13 protein-coding genes are annotated in these 18768 nt (G+C 35.4%); 7 read left to right on the forward strand and 6 right to left on the reverse strand.

Translation table 11 applies throughout. The features are described 5' to 3' along the window. Positions 1-4 precede the first annotated feature (4 nt). The 4 genes from ACFPH8_RS03205 to ACFPH8_RS03220 form a co-directional block, all read right to left on the reverse strand. A complete protein-coding gene (locus ACFPH8_RS03205; protein WP_376858433.1) occupies positions 5-319 on the reverse strand; it encodes an antibiotic biosynthesis monooxygenase family protein in 315 nt (104 codons plus the stop codon). After that, positions 316-1038, reverse strand: a complete 723-nt coding sequence (locus ACFPH8_RS03210; protein WP_376858434.1) for a YqjF family protein — start codon at positions 1036-1038, stop codon at positions 316-318. Before ACFPH8_RS03210 ends, ACFPH8_RS03205 begins: the two co-directional genes overlap by 4 nt. Continuing rightward, positions 1038-6623, reverse strand: a complete 5586-nt coding sequence (locus ACFPH8_RS03215; RefSeq protein WP_376858435.1) for an MG2 domain-containing protein — start codon at positions 6621-6623, stop codon at positions 1038-1040. The genes ACFPH8_RS03210 and ACFPH8_RS03215 overlap by 1 nt, the downstream gene beginning before the upstream one ends. Positions 6624-6717: 94 nt before the next feature. Continuing rightward, positions 6718-7827, reverse strand: a complete 1110-nt coding sequence (locus tag ACFPH8_RS03220; RefSeq protein ID WP_376858436.1) for an isoaspartyl peptidase/L-asparaginase family protein — start codon at positions 7825-7827, stop codon at positions 6718-6720. A 121-nt stretch (positions 7828-7948) separates the two neighbouring features. Between ACFPH8_RS03220 and amaB the strand changes: the two genes are divergently transcribed. After that, positions 7949-9502 (forward strand): L-piperidine-6-carboxylate dehydrogenase, encoded by a 1554-nt coding sequence (amaB, locus tag ACFPH8_RS03225; RefSeq protein ID WP_376858437.1) that lies wholly within the window; start codon positions 7949-7951, stop codon positions 9500-9502. Between the two features lie 301 nt (positions 9503-9803). Here amaB and ACFPH8_RS03230 read toward each other — a convergent pair whose 3' ends face one another. Together ACFPH8_RS03230 and ACFPH8_RS03235 are read right to left on the reverse strand one after the other, a co-directional pair. Further along, on the reverse strand, positions 9804-10934 hold the full coding sequence (locus ACFPH8_RS03230; protein ID WP_376858438.1) for an ATP-binding protein: 1131 nt from the start codon (positions 10932-10934) through the stop codon (positions 9804-9806). A 79-nt stretch (positions 10935-11013) separates the two neighbouring features. Continuing rightward, complete coding sequence (locus tag ACFPH8_RS03235) at positions 11014-11769, reverse strand: SDR family NAD(P)-dependent oxidoreductase (protein WP_376858439.1); 756 nt, start codon at positions 11767-11769, stop codon at positions 11014-11016. A 313-nt stretch (positions 11770-12082) separates the two neighbouring features. Here ACFPH8_RS03235 and ACFPH8_RS03240 point away from each other — a divergent pair, with 313 nt between their 5' ends. From ACFPH8_RS03240 to ACFPH8_RS03265, 6 genes are all read left to right on the forward strand, one after another. Continuing rightward, positions 12083-13084, forward strand: coding sequence for an AAA family ATPase (locus tag ACFPH8_RS03240; RefSeq protein WP_376858440.1), 1002 nt, complete (start codon positions 12083-12085; stop codon positions 13082-13084). Between the two features lie 104 nt (positions 13085-13188). Beyond that, complete coding sequence (locus tag ACFPH8_RS03245; RefSeq protein WP_376858441.1) at positions 13189-14055, forward strand: DUF58 domain-containing protein; 867 nt, start codon at positions 13189-13191, stop codon at positions 14053-14055. 15 nt (positions 14056-14070) lie between these two features. Next, a complete protein-coding gene (locus ACFPH8_RS03250; protein ID WP_376858442.1) occupies positions 14071-15735 on the forward strand; it encodes a hypothetical protein in 1665 nt (554 codons plus the stop codon). 2 nt (positions 15736-15737) lie between these two features. Continuing rightward, the gene (locus ACFPH8_RS03255) at positions 15738-16742 is read left to right on the forward strand and encodes a vWA domain-containing protein (protein ID WP_376859105.1); all 1005 of its coding nucleotides are present in this window, start codon (positions 15738-15740) and stop codon (positions 16740-16742) included. A gap of 54 nt (positions 16743-16796) precedes the next feature. After that, positions 16797-17834, forward strand: coding sequence for a vWA domain-containing protein (locus tag ACFPH8_RS03260; RefSeq protein ID WP_376858443.1), 1038 nt, complete (start codon positions 16797-16799; stop codon positions 17832-17834). Positions 17835-17905: 71 nt separating this feature from the next. Continuing rightward, the gene (locus tag ACFPH8_RS03265) at positions 17906-18760 is read left to right on the forward strand and encodes a tetratricopeptide repeat protein (RefSeq protein ID WP_376858444.1); all 855 of its coding nucleotides are present in this window, start codon (positions 17906-17908) and stop codon (positions 18758-18760) included. Positions 18761-18768 lie beyond the last annotated feature (8 nt).

Here is an 18768-nt window from a genome sequence, read left to right on the forward strand (position 1 = left end):
ACTCCTACTTTCGTAGGAATTCGTATTCCCGTTCCACTTTACAAATCCGAACATGATACCAATTGTACCAGTGTTCACGACCTTTCTGTTGCGCAATTATATGTTCACTTTCCTGTTTCCAATTTTTAATGGCATCTAAATTTTCCCAATAACTAACGGTTATGCCCAAACCGTCTCTGGCAGATTCTAGGCCAATAAATCCTGGTTGTTGTTTGGCAAGTGTCTCCATTTTTTCTGCCATTTCAGAATAACCTTCAATACGGTCTGTTTGTGTTGAGGTGAAAATAACAGCGTAATAGGGTTTAAAGTCTTTACTCATAATTGTAGTTTCTTTTTATCCCAAGTTAACACTTGAACACCTTTAGAATAGTGAACTTTATCAGGCTTATTATTTACTAATTGATTAAATTTTGGATACGCTATTTCTAATTTTTTGATAGTAATAGCTTGCATTGGCCATTCTTGATGATGTACATCGTATTCAATTATTTTATTTTTATGTTCTTGATGAACAGCATAACGTTCGGCTAACCAGATATCAGTTTCATCTTTAATAATAGGGTCACTTCCTATTCTGTATTCCATATAAAATGAATCGTTATTTTTTTTGTTGTTAGATTCATAGCTATAGCCTGTTCGTTTCATTTTAGAAAACTGATAAGGGAATTTGGATATGGTTTTTAAAAGCTTGCACGAGGACCGTTTGCTCCCTTCCATATTTAAAAAATAAACACTTGGTTTTTCGTTACAAATGGTATAAACCCTAATATTTATCTCGTGAAAATCGGAAATGTGAGGTAGTTTTGGCAGACTTCTAATGCCTATATGATTCATGTTGAAAGCGACTAAACTAATCCATGTTTCGCCATTTATAGTATCTAATTGAATGCCTTTAGGTAGAAAGGGTTTTATGGATTTCAAAGATACTTTCCAATGTAAAAAAATAGCATCGTTCCATTCTTGATATAATTTCCAAGAACGGGAAGGAACTTCAAAAGTTCGATGTTTAGTATGCTTTAATATGGTTTTAGCTTGCATTATTTTTCAACAGTAATCCATTGTCCTTTATTTCGCACTAAATAATCATTATCATACATGGCTTCAGCTTGAATGCCAGGTAAATAATAGGTTCCTAAAAAGGAGGCATTCAGCATAATATGAAAAGTTTTACTGCCTTGCTTTCCTTTTTGTGGCAAATCGAAATAGTAATTTACCTCATTATCACGAATATCGGTATAACGTGCTTGACTCGTAGTTGCCGCACCAAAATCGGTAAAACGGGTATTAATGATTTCCCAACCAGATGGGAATAATTGGGTGAGCGCCACATCGTTTATATTTTCATTTTTAAGATTGCTAACTGTAATGCTTGCCACAAAATCCTGACCTTGTTTTAAATTGGAAATATTAATTTTAGAGCCAGTTAAATCTTTATAGTTGACGGAAACATTCAATCCACGTTGTTCTGTGAGCTCTTGACCAAGTGGAAGTTTCCCAGAATTAAGCACACGTACATACACCAAATTGGCTTTTTTATTTGTGAATGTTAATTCATTTGAGCCATCATTTATCGGTAAATCACGTTGCGCAATAGCCGATTTCGATCGGATAGTTTCAGATTTCCCGTTGATAGTGTACGTAAGATTTAAATCTTTGCCACCATTGGCTTCCACCATTTTTGCCATAGCCAACAAGCTATAAGCTGTTGTTTGGGTACTCATCCAGCGGTTGCTCGATAAATCATTCGCTACATATTCTGCTAACTCACGTTGTTGTGGGTTTTTAGTCAGCACCATAGTTTCCAAAGCCATGGCACGATTTCTATCTACCGATCCGTAGGTGTAGTAATTATATTTTGGTGGTTGGAAATTAATATTAGCTGTTTTTGAAATAGCTTGACTTGCCTCATTTTGTCCAGCCAACGCATAAGCTGCTGCCAAACGCCATTTAGCTTCGTTGGATATTTCAGAAAACTCACGTAACCGGTTCATTGCCGCTAAATCTGCTTGTCCAGCTAAAGCCAATGTGTAAAGTCGGTAGGCTTGTGCTAAATCTGAATTATAGGTTCTGTAACTTGGTCGCCAATCACGAGCCGCTTGTTTTTGATAGGATATCCAATTGTTCTTAAATGTTAATGGTAACACATAGCCTTTCTTTTCTGCTTCTAGCATAAAGTGTCCAGCATAACTGGTGGACCAATCGTTAGCGGTGTTTTCGCCCATCCAATAACTCATACCGCCATTAGGCATTTGAAATTGCGCCAAACGCTTGATGCCACTTTCAATGTTTTTCTGAATGTCTTGTTTTTTGTTTAGTGTTAAATCGAAAATATTATTTAAATATAATTGTGGAAAAACACCTGATGTGGTTTGTTCTAAACAGCCATGTGGATATCTTATTAAGAATTGTAAACGTCTTGTGAAATCCATGGGCGGTAAGGTTGAAAATTCTACTGTAGCCGAATTGGTTCCTATTTCACCAAAGGTTGTAAAGGTTAGTGTTTCTGAAGCATTTGTAGCAACCGATTTGTCAAGAGGTTTGGATGAAATCGGATTCGGGTTCATCACATCAATCTCAACTTTATAGGTCGATTTTTCGCCATTATCTTTGGCAATAACTTCAATAGTATTAAAGCCTTTTGCTTGACTGACATCCAATTCAAAATAGCGCATTTTTTCGTCTGGCTTATCGAAGGTGATATTTTGTGTTTTTTCACCAACTACAGAAATCCCATTGCTTAATTTCAAGCTGATTTCTACATTTTTCACTTTGTTTTCCATAGCAAAAACGGTCACAGGAAGGGTTACTTTTTCACCTGGACTTAATTTTCTTGGTAAAGAAGCTAAAACCATAAGCGCTTTTTTAACCTGAACCGATTTATCTACACTACCATAGGCTTCGTTGTTTGCATTTCCAGCGACAACCATAGTCCGAACAGCTCCAATATAATTTGGCAATTTTAAGGTATGCGATTTGTTTTCGCCTTCCTTCAATCTAAAAGGACCTAAATACGTTACAACCGGTTTAAAGCGATTGGCTTTTTTGTTTTTACCTGCTGCAGCATTTCCATCACCACCAATTGCGAAAACCTGATCGATACTTCCAGAATAGGCGCCAATTATAGCATCAAAAATATCCCAGGTTTTAACGCCTAAAGCTTCACGTGCATAAAATTCGTCCCACGCATTTGGTGTTTTAAATCGCGTTAAATCAAGCAAGCCTTCCTCTACCATGGCAATGGTGTAGGTCATGGCTTTGTTATTTTTTTCGGAAACCGTTACCTTAAATTCCTGCTCTGGTTGTAACACGTCCGGCATTTTAAGTTGAGGCTCCAATTTGGTGTTTGGATCTTCAACCATTAATGGAATAACACCAAATAAACGAATTGGTAAATCGTTTGCCGTTATAGCATGCGGCTGCAAAAGTGAAATATTAATAAATACGTTTGGTGCCATTTCGGGCGTAATTGGAATGGTTACTTTGGTTTCGCCTGGAAGCGTTTTTGCCCATTTGGTTTCTAAGACTTCCGTACCGTTTTCTACACTTACCAACGCACGACCTTCACTACCAGAATTAAATGTAATGGTAGCCATTTCGCCAACATTATAGGTTTCTTTATCTGCGGAAAATACTAACATTTTTGCGGCTTCTTTATCGCTAGTCGGTGCTTTTTGCCACCAGTTTTTATAAAAGTAAGCTGTACGTCCAGTAGCATGACCACTTACGGGATCGATAACTCGAATAAGGTAACGTCCACCTTCTTCGTCTGGAATTTTTATATTGAAACTTCCTTTGCCTTGGGCATTGGTGTTTACTTTACTATCTAAATACGGTCTGTGATAATTACTGGATACGTAACTGGACAGATTATCTTCAGAGGCATTCCACCACCAACGCCATTCAATTTTATATATTTTTACTTCTAGATTATTGCGTTGCATGGGCTTTCCATCTTTATCTACAACCACCACATCAAAGGTTTGATTTTCATCTGTAAAAAAGGAACCATAAGCTTTTGGTTCTGGCGATTGTAAACCGACAAAGGATTCATAAGGTGCAAACGGCATGGTGAATGCATCCATGGAAAAATCGCCGCCATTTTCAAAAGCACGCACTAAAAACTGGACGTTTAACATGCCAGGCGCATTTTTGCCAACTTCTAATTGGTTATTAATTTTCGCGATTCCTTCAGCATTCACATTCCCTTCAAAAACGGTTAATTCTTCGGTTTCAAATTCGCGTGTTGGATCGGAAAATATGTAGTTTTTGTAATTTTTGAATCCGGAGTTGGAACTGCTAATTTTCGCTTTAATTTCAGCTTTCAGATTTTTTCCAACTGCGCCATGCAGCCATTTTACATCTAGCGTTCCTGCTAGTGGCTGATTGTTGCTTAAAATCTCGTTTTCAAAATCGACTTTAATTTTAAGACGATTTGGTTTAACAGTTTCAATCTTTAATGTTTTATAAAATGTAGCACCACCAACGGAAACTTTGGCGCTATAATTTCCGGTTTTATCCTCTGTGTTTGTAGGAACTGTAAATCTGTAAAAATTATTAAGGTTGTCGGTTGTGATATTTTTGTATGTCAGTTTTCCATTTGGATCTGTGATTTCTAATTTCACAGGATGTGCTTTTGGTAATTTATTTGCTTTATCATTCAACATAAAGGTTAAATGAAGTGTGTCTCCAGGACGCCAAACTCCACGCTCTCCATACAAATAGCCTTTAAGTCCACGTTGCATTTTATGACCAGAAACATCAAATTTACTTAAGGAAAGTGAGTTGCCATCCGCGAGTTTTAAATACGAGGTATTGTCGCCTTTTTTTACAAAGGCAAAAGCTGCATGCTTGTCCGCATCAATGGTTAATAAGCCTTCTGAATCCGTGAAAAGTGTTACCATTTCCTGTTGCTGAAAATTATAAAGCGTTACGGATGCATTGGCTTCAGGATTGGTTGTTAAAATATTAGTTACAGCAAAATAATAGGAATTATTCTCGCCACGTTTGGAAATCACACCCAAATTGGAGGCGAGTAAATTTTGAGATACAATGCGGTTTTCATTATAATAAGCTACATGACATGGATTTTCGCGCTCACGCCAGTTATAAGGGTAGTTTTTGTAGTTGTAAATTAAATTATCCCAATAGGCTTCTTCACGTAGATCGTCATCTTCGGTGTAGGATTCTTCGTTGTAATCATGGCCATAATAATCATCTTCATAGTAGTAATCGTCATAATCATCTTGACTAACTGATGCTGTTTCGTTAGCACTACAATCGTATAACGAATAATCTTTATTGAAGCTCAATTCTACCCGGTAAATGGCTCCAGGATCGGCCGTAAAGAATTTGGATAAATCAATGCTATAAGCACGCCATTTTCCAGTGTTTTCAGCTTCCGATTGCAGTTCTATAGTTTGTTTCGCAATCCTGCGACCTACTTGCCGGATATTATAAGAGTTATTACTATCTAAATTATTTTCCTGTAAAAACTGTAATATATTATCTTGATATATCTTAATAATACGGACATCGACCGCTTTTAGGTTTACCGCTTCAAAATTAAATTTAAGCTGCTTGGAATTTGGTAGAATACTTCCATTACTAATTAAACGAACCTGTGGTTTTAAGTTTTCAAAAGTAATTTTTTCTGAAAACGGTTTCTTCAATTTAAAACCATCTGTATTGGATATCCCTTGAAAAATATCTACTTGAATATCACCAACTAATTTGCTTTCTGGGTAGACTTTTAAAATATTTCCTTCAACAATAAATTTAGGGTTTTTGCTTTTTTCAATGGTTACTAAACCATCAAAATTTTGCTGTTTTTTAAGCGGATCCGACAAGTTAATGGATACGTATTGTTCGGGTAACTGAATCACTTCCACATCCACAATGGTGAAATTATTGATGCCAGGAATTGTCAAAGTATTTTCACCTGTATTGTCAGCATTAATGGCTTCACCTTGCCATTTAACTAAAATTTCAGAATCCTCTATTTTTCTATGAATACTGTCAATTTTGAATTCAAAAACGCGTGATGTTTGGTTGTATTCATTAAAAACTACCTGTAAGTTTTTGCCATTTTGTGAAGCTTCTACTAATTGTTTAGCTTGCTTTAAGGAGATGACATCGGAAGCACGCAAAACTGCTTCAACATACTGCCATTCCTTGCTGTAAGATTGCAAATTAGTGGTATTAATCGTAAAATTTGGCGTGATGGTTTTAAACTGAAAGGTGTAATTGCCAAAGTAATTGCCAAAGTAATTGGGAATGTCTGGATAGATTTTTTTGAGTTTAACGGTAACGGTATATTCTGTAGAAGGATCTAGGGGTTCATCTGGTGTAAATAAAAGAGATTGCTGATTAACCACCATCAATTTACCGGTAACATGTGGTGAAACCTTTACAATATCATCCAGTATTTCCTGTCCCATTTCCCATTTTTCAACCGGTTTGGTTAGGTTAATTTGAATTGGGTCTGCAATAGAGTTTAAACCCGATGTGGTATAGCTTATGTATTCGCGAAATTTAAAAAGATTATCTGTTTCGGTATCTTCCTTTTTACAAGACGCCAAAACAGATAGGATGACAATGAGGGTTACGATTTTTTTAAATAACATATACGATTAATTTTTATTGAATAAATATGACTGATGTTCTTTCTAACGTTTTTAGACTAGGAAATTTTGAGTGTTAGGGTAGTTTAGGCTGCAATTAATTTTCATTGTCTTTGTAAATACCGATGGTTAATTCTCCTTGGTCATTCATAGAAGCGCGATACATGCCAGCTGTGTTAAATTCCATTACCAAATTTCCATATTTGTCTACCGCAATAATCCCGCCATCTCCACCAAGTTCTGGAACTTTTTTCTGGATAACCTCGCGTGCAGCCTCTTGAAGCGTAAGACCTTTATAATCCATTAAAGCTGAAATATCATGAGCTACCATAGCACGAATAAAAAATTCGCCCCAACCTGTACTAGAAACGGCACAAGTATTATTATTGGCATAGGTTCCTGCCCCAATAATTGGTGCATCTCCTATACGTCCCCAACGTTTGTTAGTCATACCACCTGTTGAGGTTCCCGCTGCTAAATTGCCATTTTTATCTAAAGCCACACAACCCACAGTTCCAAATTTTGAATCTTTAATGGTGGCATCATAAAAAGCAGACTTATTATCTATTTCTTTTTTGCTAACTCTGTTTGCAGGTGCTTTTTCTTCGCGTTCTTTCAAACGTTTTAAACCATTAAATCTGTTCTCCGTAAAAAAGTAAGTAGAGTCTACAATTGTTAACCCTTGTTCTTGGGCAAATGTTTCGGCACCTAAACCAGATAGCATTACGTGTGGTGATTTTTCCATAACAGCACGTGCTAAATTTATGGGGTTTTTCACTGTTTTAGTTCCAGCTGAGGCTCCAGCATTTAAGGTTTTTCCATCCATAATAGATGCGTCCAATTCATTGGTTTCGGCATGGGTGAACACAGCGCCTTTTCCTGCGTTGAATAGCGGCGAATCTTCTAAAATATTAATCGTTTTTTCAACAGCATCCAAACTACTTCCTCCGTTACTTAATATTTTGTGGCCTACGCGAATGGCTTCTTCTAGTTTAGCTTCGTAAGCAGCTTCATCTTCGGCCGTCATATTTTTTTTCAAAATTGTTCCAGCACCGCCATGAATAACTATAGCAAATTTGTTTACCTGTAGTTTGGTGCTATCAATAACTTCTGGATTATTCAGATTGGAAATGGCTTCAAGCTCCTCTTTACTTTTACAGTTGAAAAATAAAATTAAAAGAATTAAAACATATAAGGGGTTTTTCATAGGTAATGACTTTTAAATGAGAACTGAAAGTTAACAATTTTTAAAACGTTTCACTTTAGTAAGGCGACATTTATTAGTATATTTGCGAATAGTAAGAATAATAATTAAAAAAAATAGATTTATGCAAGAAGTTGCAACAGATTTCGGAATTGAAAAAGCCCTAAAAGCATTAGGTGTTAAAGATATAAATGAAGGAACATCAACAGGTTCCAATAATTTTTCAAGTGGTGATGTTATTGAGAGTATTTCGCCAGTTAATGGAAAATTAATTGCCAAAGTTAAGACAACCACTAAAGCAGATTATGAAAAAGTGATGGATGCTGCAACAGCTGCTTTCCCAATTTGGAGAGCTATGCCAGCACCTCAACGTGGTGAAATAGTGCGTCAGTTTGGAAATAAATTACGTGAGTTAAAAGAGCCTTTAGGACGATTAGTATCTTTTGAAATGGGGAAATCACTTCAAGAAGGTTACGGAGAAGTTCAAGAAATGATTGATATCTGCGATTTTGCCGTAGGATTATCTAGACAATTAAACGGACAGACAATGCCATCAGAACGCCCGGGTCATGTTATGCGCGAGCAATGGCATTCATTAGGTGTGGTTGGTATTATTTCAGCATTTAACTTCCCGGTGGCAGTTTGGGCTTGGAATACAGCTTTAGCTTGGGTTTGTGGTGATGTTTGTGTTTGGAAAGCTTCCGAAAAAACACCATTATGTTCTATAGCATGTCAAAATATTATTGCCGGTGTTTTAAAAGATAATAATTTACCAGAAGGTATTTCTTGTATTATAAATGGTGATTATAAGGTTGGTGAAATGATGACTACTGACACACGTATTCCATTAATTTCAGCTACAGGGTCTACACGAATGGGTAGAATTGTTGGTGTTACCGTTGCAGAACGTTTTGGAAAATCCTTATTAGAATTAGGTGGAAATAATGCCATTATTATTACACCAACGGCAGATTTAAAAGTAGTAGTTCCAGGTGCGGTATTTGGCGCCGTAGGAACAGCTGGACAGCGTTGTACGTCTACACGTCGTTTAATTATTCATGAATCGGTTTATGATAAAGTAAGAGATGCTATTGTTGGTGCTTACAAACAATTAACTATTGGAAATCCGTTGGATGAAAAAAATCATATTGGACCATTAATTGATAAAGATGCTGTAAACGCATACTTGTCAGCTATTGAAAGAGCCAAAGCAGAAGGCGGAACCGTTTTGGTTGAAGGTGGTGTTGTTGAAGGTGAAGGTTACGAAAGTGGCTGTTACGTAAAACCAGCTATTATTGAAGCTGAAAACCATTATGAAATTGTACAGCACGAAACATTTGCTCCTGTTCTTTATTTAATGAAATATTCAGGAGACGTAGAAAATGCTATTGACAAACAAAATGGTGTGGCACAAGGATTATCTTCAGCTATTATGACCAATGAAATGAAAGAAGCCGAGAAATTCTTATCATTCGCAGGTTCAGATTGTGGTATTGCCAATGTAAACATTGGAACATCAGGTGCTGAAATTGGTGGTGCTTTTGGAGGAGAAAAGGAAACAGGTGGTGGACGTGAGTCTGGATCTGATGCTTGGAAGGTTTACATGCGACGTCAGACAAATACGGTAAATTATTCTGATGAGTTACCATTAGCTCAAGGAATTAAGTTCGATTTATAAGCGACTGACAACATAGAAATTAAAAAACCGTTTTATTTCAGTTTAGAAATATAGCGGTTTTTTTATGTCGTTTAAATTCATAAGAAAATGATTATAATCGAGGAAGGTTCTATATCTGTATTGAGGGTGCCTAAAAAAACAATAAGCCAAACCAAAAGTAAAATAACTTTTAATGAGGCTTTTGTATGTTAGTTGATTAATAGCAAGACAAATGTAGATAAAATAGGATATGTACATTTCAAGAAATACATAACTGGTGGAAAATAATTTATTTTTGGTATGTATTTATGTGTAATTAACATTAATCATATTGTACTTTTCTTAAAATGCGCATTGTTTGTTTATAGAGTATGTATATTTCAGGATAATTTTTCAATAGTAATTTCGCGTCAATAAGTTTATTAATGGCTTCTTCAAAGCCATTTAAGTAGCAAATTAAATATGTGGCTGGTACATTTTTTAAATCAATGAGCTCACGTTCCGATAATATGTGATTACTGGTTACTTTTTCTAGAAGTGCATTATTAGCGTTATAAATATGGTGCAATACTTTTTTATCGTATTGTGGAGGTTCAAAAACAAGTGTACTATTAATATTGTATTTTCCATGCTCGGAAAAGTGAATACTTGTTTCTTCCAACGGATAATACCGAAAGGCTTTTTGCAATCCTAAATTAATGTACTCTATAATTTTAAAGGAATCTTCGGTAAAGGATATGGAAACTTCATCCAGAGCTGAATAAAATAATCGCACTTGCTCATTAATAAGCTCAATATCTACACGCGAATAGAAGGTTTCATTTTTTACTGTTTTTTTCTGTCCGGCCCAACAGACAACAAAATACTCTTTAAAAACTTTGTATTGTGGTTCATAATCTTTTCGAGATTTCATAAAATCGAAAACACCGTCCAAAGTATGAGATATATTGTTTTGAGAATGTGCTTCAATGGCTTGAACAATTTCGGAGTTGTTATCGGTAATGTCAATATCAAACACTTTGGGCATGCTTATGCTACCATCTCTAAAAAACACGGCGCCGCCATAATACTTCCAAATGTTTTTACGGAGGGAGGTTATCTTACCAGTGCCTCTAATAGTTACAAGTCCTACAACTTTATCTTCTGGCAAATGCGGAAATGAAATATTCTCATATTGAACTATTGGCGGATTGGTTAAGTAGGCATTGATGAGGTTTTGTATTTTACTGTCATCAAAAAAATCGACACCTATAATCTGGCTATCTTCATCTTCAACTCCAATTACAATATAGGAGTTGTTTTTAGGGTTGCTATTGGAAAGTGCGCAAACATGCTTTAAAAATTTAGCTTTACCTTCTTTGAGGCTAATATCTATTTGACGCTTTTTATCATAGAAACTGTTCTCATCATTATGAGCTAGTAAGTTTTTTATGAGGAGGCGTTTGTTAATCATACTTAGTTCCCACGAAAGTGGGAATCTTTGTTAATTTGTTTTCAATAAAAAATAATAATAGAAAATAAATAATCAAGAATTATAAATCTTTCTTTACAATTGTGCTACTAGCTTGAGCGGATGGAAACACCAATAAATCGGCAATGTTTACATGAGTTGGTCTGCTAATGGTAAAATAAATAATCTCTGCAACATCTTCAGGTTGCAGCGCTTTGTATCCTGTATAAACGGAATTTGCTTGTTCTCCACCTTTAAAACGAACTTGAGAAAATTCAGTTTCTACCAAGCCTGGATTAATGGCACTAACCTTAATGCCATGGGGATTTAAATCTATTCGCATACCTTCTGTAATAGCCAAAACCGCATGCTTCGTGGCACAATAAATATTTCCTTTTGGGTAAACTTCCTTTCCAGCTGATGAACCGATATTAATAATGTGTCCAGATGTTCGTTCAATCATTTGAGGCATGATTAGCTTGCTTACATAGAGCAACCCTTTTACATTAATATCCATCATAGCATCCCAATCATCGGTATTTCCGTCTTGAATAGTATCCAAACCATGGGCATTTCCTGCGTTGTTAATTAAAATGTCAATCTGTTTGAATTCAGCGGGCAAGCTTTCAAAAGCGGTTCGTGCAGCTTCAAGGTCACGCACATCAAAATTTAAGGCATAAACTTCCGTTTGTTTTTGGAGCGCACTTTTTATGGTGTCCAAACGATCTTGGCGTCTGCCACATAAAATAAGGTGAATGCCGTGTTTTGCAAATTCGTGAGCAGTGGCACGACCAATTCCGCTTGTTGCGCCTGTTATTAGAGCTGTTTTGTGTGTCATTTATATATTATATTTTTTCTGATAGTTTATTAGGAGTAATAAACACCTGTGAAATTACAAAAAAATTAAAACGATACTTCTAAATAGATATTGGTTTTTAATTGTATTATCCCTGTTAATTAAATTGTGATTTCATGAAATTTAAACAGTTTTATATTTGAATTTGAAAAGAAATCGTTAAATTTTTAATAATTCACTTATAAAAAACACATTAATTTTTAACCAATTATTAACAGCATGAAAGCAAAAATTTTAACAATTTAGCACTCTTAAAGAAACCCACTGTTTTCGGGTGTTTTAAATTAAAAAAAGAATGGAAGAAACGCGTACAATTGACATTGCGTCTATTAACGAGAAAATTGAAAAAGAAAGTGCTTTTATAGAATTACTAATGTTTGAAATGAACAAAGTAATAGTTGGGCAAAAACACATGCTCGAACGTTTACTGATTGGTTTGTTAGGACAGGGTCATATTTTATTAGAAGGTGTACCTGGTTTAGCAAAAACATTAGCTATTAACACACTGTCTCAAGCTGTTCATGGCTCCTTTAGTAGAATCCAGTTTACACCAGATTTGTTACCTGCAGATGTTGTTGGTACACTAATTTACAACATGAAGGAAAATGATTTCAAGATAAAAAAAGGACCCATCTTTGCCAATTTTGTGTTAGCCGATGAAATTAACCGTGCACCTGCAAAAGTGCAATCGGCTTTATTAGAAGCCATGCAGGAAAAGCAAGTTACTATTGGTGATGAAACCTTTGTTTTAGACAAACCATTTTTAGTAATGGCAACTATGAACCCTGTTGAGCAAGAAGGAACCTATCCGCTACCAGAAGCACAAGTGGACCGTTTTATGTTGAAAGCAGTCATCGATTATCCAAAAATTGAAGACGAACAACTCATTATGAGATCAAACCTTAAAGGTGCTTTTGATAAAGTAAATCCTGTTGTTACAGTAGATCAAATTATACAAGCTCAAAAAGCAGTTCGTGAGGTTTATATGGATGAAAAGATTGAAAAATATATTCTCGATATTATTTTCGCAACGCGTTACCCAGAAAAATATAAGTTGGCAGAATTAAAAGCACTTATTTCTTTTGGAGCTTCTCCACGTGGTAGTATTAACTTGGCAACAGCTGCAAAATGCTATGCGTTTATCAAGCGTCGTGGTTATGTAATCCCGGAAGATGTTCGTGCCGTAATTTATGATGTATTGCGCCACAGAATTGGAATTACTTACGAAGCGGAAGCAGAAAACGTAACCTCGGAAGATATTATTAGCAAAATTGTAAATGAGATTGAAGTACCGTAAAATGAGTTTTTAGTATTCAGTTGCAGTAAACAGTTAAAAGGTTTGCTGGAATTATGAATACAAGAAAAGCTTAAAACTGCGACTGAACACTGTTTACTGAAGCGATGGATACAAAAGAATTACTAAAAAAAGTACGAAAAATAGAGATTAAGACACGCAGGTTGTCTGATCATATTTTTGGAGGTGAATACCATTCCACTTTCAAGGGTCGTGGTATGACTTTTAGTGAAGTCCGTCAGTATCAATATGGTGATGATGTTCGGAATATAGACTGGAATGTTACTGCCAGAACCAACGAGCCACATATTAAAGTTTTTGAAGAAGAACGTGAACTAACCATGATGTTAATGGTGGATGTTTCAGGCTCTGAATTTTTTGGAACAGATTCTCAATTTAAGAATGAAATAGTGACTGAAATTGCTGCAACACTGGCATTTTCGGCTACTCAAAATAATGATAAAATAGGTTTGATTTTATTTTCAGATGCTATTGAACTTTACATTCCACCTAAAAAAGGTCGCTCTCATGTTTTACGAATTATCCGTGAGCTCATCGAGTTTAAACCACAAAGTCAGAAAACTGATATTGCGGAAGCCTTGAAGTTTTTATCGAATGTTATGAAACGGAAAGCCATTGTTTTTATGTTGTCAGATTTTATGGCAGACGATTATCGACATAATTTAAAAATTGCTGCTGGACGTCATGATATTTCTGGAATTCGTGTGTATGACAGGCATGAAGAAAACATACCAAATTTAGGAATGGTCCAAATGCAAGACCAAGAAACAGGCAAAAGTATGTTGGTAAATACGGCATCAAAACGTGTGCGTTTAGCTTACAGCAAACATTATAATGACCGTGTTACTTATTTTAAAGAAAGTTTTTCCAAATCAGGAGCAGGTGTTATTGATTGCCGTGTGGATGAAAGTTATGTTAAAAAATTATTAGGCTATTTCAAGCAAAGAAGCTAATTGATATTACAATTTATGAATCCATATTTATACTATAAGAAACATACATCTTCCGTTTTTGGTTTACCACTTGCGGTTCTGTTTTCTTGTATGTTTTTTCTTTTTTCGGCAGTTTCTGTAGCACAAGTAAAATCGGCTACCGATGTTTCTGAAATTAAAATTGGTGAGCAAATTACTTTTCAAATAGAAGTAGAAACAGATAGTACGGATTTAGTTGTTTTTCCGGAAGGCGCTACATTTTTACCTTTAGAAGTTATTGAAACCTACGACATTGATACTACTAAAAATGCAGACAAATTCAATCTGATTAAAAAGTACGGATTAACCCAATTCGATTCAGGATCGTATACCATTCCGAGGCAAAAAATTATAATAAACGATAAAACGCTTTTTACGGATTCGCTTAAAGTTATGGTGAATCCAGTCATTGTAGATACGCTCAAACAGGGCTTGTACACTATTAAGCCTATTATTTCAGTAGAAAAAAGCAGCAGCAACTGGTGGAAAACCCTACTAATTATTTTATTAGCTGTCGCTTTGGTTGCAGCTTTATTATATTGGTTTCTTTGGCGTAAAAAAACATTAACCGAAGAAGAGAAAATAGCGTTGTTACCTCCTTATGATCGCGCTAAATTAGCTTTAAAACAATTAGATGAGCATCGGTATTTGGAAGAAGATGCCTATAAAGAATACTATTCTGAACTAACCCTAGCCATCCGTCGTTATTTAGATGAGAAGGTTTATGATCACGCATTAGAAAGCACTACGGACGAACTTATTTCACGATTACGCTTATTAAAAGATGGCAATCAAATTGACTTAAGTTTGGAAACTATTAAAAACCTTGAAAGTATTTTTAAACGTGCCGATTTAGTAAAATTCGCCAAATCTGCACCAGATAAAGAATTAGCTAAATTTGATAGAAAAACAATTGATGAAGAAATTGATCACGTAAAAGAAGTTTTACCAGAACCTACTGAAGAAGAAAAACTTTTAAACGAACAATATAAGGAAGCCCAAGCACGCAAAATGAAACGCCGAAAAGTAATTATTTCAACTTTGGTGGTTGTTGGTTTATTAATAGCCACCTTCATAGGTTTTGGCTTAAAATATGGTTTCAATTACGTAAAAGACACCTTACTTGGAAATAACAGTTTGGAATTATTGGAAGGTAATTGGGTACGCAGTGATTATGGTTTTCCTCCTATTATTATTTCAACGCCTGAAGTTTTAAAACGCATACAATTAGATTCTACCCAAAGTGAAAACACGCAAGTAGACTATACCACATTTAATTATGGCAGTTTAGGGAGCAACTTAAATATCACATTAAATACAGCTGTTTTAAAGAATCAGAAACCTGAAGACTCTATTAATTTAGTAGCTGTTGCAGAAAAAGCCATTCAAGATTTGGAACGTAAAGGCGTTACTAACATTATTGTAAAAAACGAAAAGTTTGTAACACCTAATAATGCGGAAGGATTAAAAACCTTTGGTTATGCAAACTTTCCAATTGGAACTTCAGATTCTTTTGTGGAAGGGGAATATATATTGCTGCATTTTACAACACAGAATATCATTCAACAAATTATTATTATATGGCAAAAGGATGATGAATATGCCGCTGAAATGGTGGCGCGTATAGAAAATTCCGTTGAACTAAAACCAACAGCAGAATGATGATGTTTGAAGGAGTCGATTTTTTAGATAAACAGTTTTTTTGGCTATTGTTGCTTATTCCAATTGCCATAGTTTGGTATGTCATAAAACATAATAAACAAACGGCTGAATTAAAAATATCCAGCATAAAAGGCTTTCAGGCAACACCATCTATTTTGCCAAAATTCAGACATCTATTATTTGTACTGCGTATGTTGGCATTGGTAGCTTTAATTACAGCATTAGCCCGACCACGTTCGGTAGATGTCAGTACAAAAACGAAAACCACACGCGGTATTGATATTGTTATGGCTATTGATGTATCTGCGAGTATGTTGGCAAAAGATTTAAAACCAAATCGGTTAGAAGCTCTAAAAGAAGTGGCTGCCGAATTTATTCAGGGCAGGCCAAATGACCGAATCGGCTTGGTAGAATATGCAGGCGAAAGTTATACCAAAACACCAATTACTAGTGATAAAGCTATAGTTTTACGCTCCTTGAAAAGCATAGAATACAATACCATTATAGAAGGCGGAACAGCCATTGGTATGGGTTTAGCAACAGCCGTAAACCGTTTAAAAGATAGTAAAGCCATCAGTAAAGTCATCATTTTATTAACCGATGGTGTCAATAATTCTGGATTTATAGATCCTAAAATTGCGAGCGAATTAGCCGTTGAATTTGGTATAAAAACCTATACTATTGGTATAGGAACAAATGGCATGGCTTTATCTCCAGTTCGGATGTTGTCCAATGGACAATTTCAGTATGGTCGTGTGCAAGTAGAAATTGATGAGGTCTTACTTCAGCAAATAGCCGATGATACAGGAGGAAAGTACTTCCGTGCCACCGATAATGAGAAGTTAAGTGCCATTTATGACGAGATTAATAAGTTAGAAAAAACTGAAGTAGAAGAGTTTAAATTTTATAATTATCAAGAACTGTTTAGACCATTAGTGTTTTTAGCGGGTATTTTACTCTTGTTAGAAGTATTATTGCGGATTACTATTTTTAGGAGTTTTGTTTAAATTAAACGTAGTAAGAATAAATTTTAAAGGATTCCCATTTCAAGGGAAATAAATATGTATCAATTAGAAGAAAAAATATGGTTTTGGGTATTAGCCGTTATCCCAGTAATTATGGGCCTATACGTGGTACTTCAATTTTGGAAAAAGCGCGCTCAAAATAAGTTTGCAGATAAACGTTTGTTAAAACGCTTAAGTCCAAACCAATCTGGATTTAAAACCGTTTTAAAAGTACTTGTTTTAAGTCTGGCATTTGCTTGTTTAGCCATAGCATTGGTAAACCCTAAAATTGGAACCAAATTAGAAACCGTTAAGCGTGAGGGCGTAGATATTGTTTTTGCCGTAGATGTTTCCAAAAGTATGTTAGCCGAAGATATTGCACCCAACCGTTTAGAAAAATCTAAACAGCTTGTTACCCAAATCATCAATAACTTGGCTGGAGATCGTGTGGGTATTATTGCTTATGCGGGCAAGGCCTTTCCGCAATTACCAATTACCACGGATTATGCCTCTGCAAAAATGTTTTTACAAGGTATGAATACAGATATGTTATCATCTCAAGGAACCGCTATTAATGAAGCCATTGAACTTTCTAAAACCTATTATGATGACGAGCAACAAACCAATCGTGTTTTAATAATTATTTCAGATGGTGAAGATCATTCTGAATTATCACAAAATGTGGCAGCAGAGGCTAATGAAGAAGGTATTAGGATTTTTACTGTTGGGGTTGGCGATGTAAAAGGCGGACCCATTCCTATTAAAAGAAATGGCGTTGTTCTTAATTATAAAAAAGACAATAATGGTGAAACGGTTATTACAAAATTAGATGAAAATAATTTGAAGAAGATTGCTGAAGAAGCCAATGGAACCTATATAAACGGACGTAATACAAACAACGTTGTAGAGCAGATTACCGATATATTGAACGGTATGGATAAACAAGAATATGAAGCCAAGCAATTTGCAGATTTTAAAGATCAATTTCAGTGGTTTTTAGGCTTTGCTATATTCTTCTTATTTATCGATATTTTCTTATTAGAACGCAAAACGGCTTGGTTAAAACGTCTCAATTTATTCAATGAAAACTTTTAAAATTTTCAGAAATAATTTATAGAATTTTTAACGCATTAACAGTCAGTAGTTTTATACTTTTAAAGGCACCAATGAAAAACCTATTTTTTTACATATTCGCCCTAATTTCGGTGGCTTCTTTTTCGCAAGAAGAAGATAAAGCTGCCCAATTAAAAGCCGCTAAAAATGCGAACAATCTCGTCTTTGAAGGAAATGACCTTTTAGGAAATGACGATTTTGTTTCTGCTGAAATGGCTTACCGTCAGGCTATCTCTGAATCTTCAACGGAAACTGTAGGTGTTTATAATTTAGGAACCTCGCAAATTTTAGAAGGTAATTTAGAAGAAGCCTTATACCAATTGCAAAAATCAGCTAAAGCAGCCACGTCTAAATCTGAAAAACATCAAGCCTTTCATAACATTGGAAATATATTAATGACCAATAAAAAATGTAAAGAAGCTGTTGAAGCCTACAAAAATGCCTTGCGAAACAATCCAACAGATGATGAATCGCGATACAATTTAGCATTAGCACAAGAGTGTGCCAAGCAACAGGAAGACCAAAACCAGGACGAGGACAAAGACCAAGATAAGCAGGACGAAAATAAAGACGAGAACAAGGACGACCAAAAGGACAAAGATAAGGATAAGGAAGGCGACCAGGACGACCAGAAAGATAAAGGCGATCAAGATAAAAAGGAAGGCGACGACAAAGAGGATGAAGATGGCAAGCCTAAAGATGATGAAAAAGACAAAGGCAAAGAAAATCAAGATCCTGAGAAAGATAAGGAACAGCAACAACCACCGCAGCCTCAACCGGGACAAATGTCGCCACAGCAAATGAAAAACCTGCTAGAAGCTATGAACAATCAAGAGTCTAAAGTGCAGGAAAAAATGAATGCCGAGAAACAGAAAGGCGTTAAAGTTCAAACTGAAAAAGATTGGTAATTCGGTTA

The organism is Bizionia hallyeonensis (assembly GCF_042657385.1).
In the GTDB taxonomy this organism is placed as follows: domain Bacteria; phylum Bacteroidota; class Bacteroidia; order Flavobacteriales; family Flavobacteriaceae; genus Algorimicrobium; species Algorimicrobium hallyeonense.

Excerpts from the sequence above, each read along its gene's own strand:
- ACFPH8_RS03235 (WP_376858439.1), bottom strand. The coding sequence starts at position 11,769 with ATGACACACAAAACAGCTCTAATAACAGGCGCAACAAGCGGAATTGGT.
- ACFPH8_RS03250 (WP_376858442.1), top strand. The coding sequence starts at position 14,071 with ATGAATCCATATTTATACTATAAGAAACATACATCTTCCGTTTTTGGT.
- ACFPH8_RS03210 (WP_376858434.1), bottom strand. The coding sequence starts at position 1,038 with ATGCAAGCTAAAACCATATTAAAGCATACTAAACATCGAACTTTTGAA.
- ACFPH8_RS03255 (WP_376859105.1), top strand. The coding sequence starts at position 15,738 with ATGTTTGAAGGAGTCGATTTTTTAGATAAACAGTTTTTTTGGCTATTG.
- amaB (WP_376858437.1), top strand. The coding sequence starts at position 7,949 with ATGCAAGAAGTTGCAACAGATTTCGGAATTGAAAAAGCCCTAAAAGCA.
- ACFPH8_RS03215 (WP_376858435.1), bottom strand. The coding sequence starts at position 6,623 with ATGTTATTTAAAAAAATCGTAACCCTCATTGTCATCCTATCTGTTTTG.
- ACFPH8_RS03245 (WP_376858441.1), top strand. The coding sequence starts at position 13,189 with ATGGATACAAAAGAATTACTAAAAAAAGTACGAAAAATAGAGATTAAG.
- ACFPH8_RS03260 (WP_376858443.1), top strand. The coding sequence starts at position 16,797 with ATGTATCAATTAGAAGAAAAAATATGGTTTTGGGTATTAGCCGTTATC.
- ACFPH8_RS03230 (WP_376858438.1), bottom strand. The coding sequence starts at position 10,934 with ATGATTAACAAACGCCTCCTCATAAAAAACTTACTAGCTCATAATGAT.
- ACFPH8_RS03265 (WP_376858444.1), top strand. The coding sequence starts at position 17,906 with ATGAAAAACCTATTTTTTTACATATTCGCCCTAATTTCGGTGGCTTCT.
- ACFPH8_RS03220 (WP_376858436.1), bottom strand. The coding sequence starts at position 7,827 with ATGAAAAACCCCTTATATGTTTTAATTCTTTTAATTTTATTTTTCAAC.
- ACFPH8_RS03240 (WP_376858440.1), top strand. The coding sequence starts at position 12,083 with ATGGAAGAAACGCGTACAATTGACATTGCGTCTATTAACGAGAAAATT.
- ACFPH8_RS03205 (WP_376858433.1), bottom strand. The coding sequence starts at position 319 with ATGAGTAAAGACTTTAAACCCTATTACGCTGTTATTTTCACCTCAACA.